At 67.1% G+C, this 1,840-nt stretch carries 1 protein-coding gene and 1 pseudogene; both read left to right on the top strand.

All coding sequences use genetic code 11. The features are described from left to right. Nucleotides 1–232: 232 nt before the first annotated feature. Nucleotides 233–673 (top strand): DUF6507 family protein, encoded by a 441-nt coding sequence (locus tag ABD346_RS35225; RefSeq protein ID WP_344380395.1) that lies wholly within the window; start codon nucleotides 233–235, stop codon nucleotides 671–673. Next, nucleotides 670–1,840 (top strand): annotated as a pseudogene (locus ABD346_RS35220) (ADP-ribosyltransferase); the annotation flags it as partial. The gene ABD346_RS35225 and the pseudogene ABD346_RS35220, both read left to right, overlap by 4 nt.

Here is a 1,840-nt window from a genome sequence, read left to right as displayed (position 1 = left end):
TGCGCTGGAACAAGGCCGCCAACGAGGTCCGCGAGATCATCCGCCTCGTCCGAGGCACCCTTGAACTCAACGACGGCACCGCCCAGTCCACCCTCTCCAAGGCCAAGGCCGCCGTCGACGCCATCGGCTGAGACGCGTAAGCAGCACGGCAAGCAGCACAAGTAACGCAAGCGGGGCAACTCGTCGCACACGCACGGTTGTTGGGCAGCGGGCAGGGAACGGGGGAAATTTCGTGTCGGCTTGGGATATCAAACCGTCCGGGGTTTCGGGCGTATTGAAGAAGACGGCCACCGCGGCCGAGGCCATGTCGAAGGCCGGAACAGCGATGCAGGAAAGCCTGAAATCGGCGGCCTCGTCGGCGGGCACGATCTCCGGCCCGTACTGCGGCACGGAAGCCCCGATGGGCCCCGTCGGCGGCGCCCTCGGCGAATTCATGCAGCACAAGGCGCAGGAGCTGGGCTACATCGCAGTGCGCACCGAGCATTCGCTGAACGGTGCGTACGACGCGACGACCGAGTACGCCAAGGGTGACCTCGACATGGCCGCGAACAAGCAGAAGCAGGCCATCAAGGAACCCGTCATCAACGACAAGGGCCAGGAACTCGGGGCGGACGGCAAGCCCATCGAAAAGCCGGGAGACAAGCCGGGCGACAAGCCGGGGGCGGGCAAGTGAGCAAGGACGTCATCGAACCTGCCGGTATCCCGATGTTCACCGGCAACCTGGAGCAGCTCACCAAGGACGCGGCCGCCCTCACCAAGCAGGCCGGTGAGTTCCGCGACGGCGGGTCCAATGTCCACAAGGAGTTCCAGGGCCTGTCGGCCTGCTACCAGGCCCCCGAGGCCGACCAGCTGTTCGCCACCACCCTCCCCGTCAAGACGAAGGCCGACGACTTCGCCGACGGGCTCGAAAAAGCCGCCGCCGCGCTCACCGAGTACGAGGGCACAGTCCGGCCTCTGGTCGCCAAGTTGCAGAGTCTGCGCACCGAAGCGTTCGCGTTCACCGACAGCATCGCCGGTGACGACCACTGGCGCCGCGACCAGAGCAAGATCGACCACAACGAACGGCTGATGAAGGACGTCGGTGCCACCGTCGCCGCGTTCACCGACGCCGAGCGCGCCTGCCACGACAAGATCACCGCCCTCGTCGGTGGCAGCAAACTCACCGTCGACGACGGCAGCCACAAACCCGGCATGTACGGATTCAGCGCCGACGCCCTCCAGCATGCCGAGGAAACCCCCTGGGGCGGGCACGCCGAGCGCGAGTACACCGGCCTGGCCTGGGCCTGGCACCAGGTGAAGAGCTTCGTGTGGGACGGGTTCATCGTCGACGGCATCTGGGGCACCGTCAAAGGCCTCGGAACCCTCGTCGGCACCGACGGCTGGGACAAGGCCGGCCAGGCCTGGACGGGTCTGGCGAAGCTGGCCACCGGTCTCGCGATCTCCTCCACCCCTTTCGCCGCCGCGTTCTGGATGACGCCCGACAAGGACATGCCCAGCTGGCTCCGCGACTCCCGTACCGCCATGAAGGAGACCGGCAAGGCACTCGTCGCATGGGACGAATGGGGCAAGAACCCCGCCCGCGCCGCCGGCGGAGTCACCTTCAACGTCCTGACCACCGTCTTCACCGGCGGCGCAGGCAGCGCCGCCAAGGGCGGCGCCGTCGCCAAGGTCCTCTCCGTCACCGGCAAGGTCGCCAAGGTCGTCGACCCCATGACCTACGTCGCCAAGGCCGGCAAGTTCGGCGTCATCAAGGTCGGCGACCTCTTCGGCAGCCTCAAAAACGTCACCTCCGGCGCGTACACAGATGTGCTGGCGGGCGGGGGCCGGTTCAACGTCGACG

The organism is Streptomyces mauvecolor (genome assembly GCF_039532965.1).
GTDB classification, from domain to species: domain Bacteria; phylum Actinomycetota; class Actinomycetes; order Streptomycetales; family Streptomycetaceae; genus Streptomyces; species Streptomyces violascens.
Note: the sequence above shows the minus strand (reverse complement) of the source record. Positions and strands in the feature narration are given on the sequence as shown.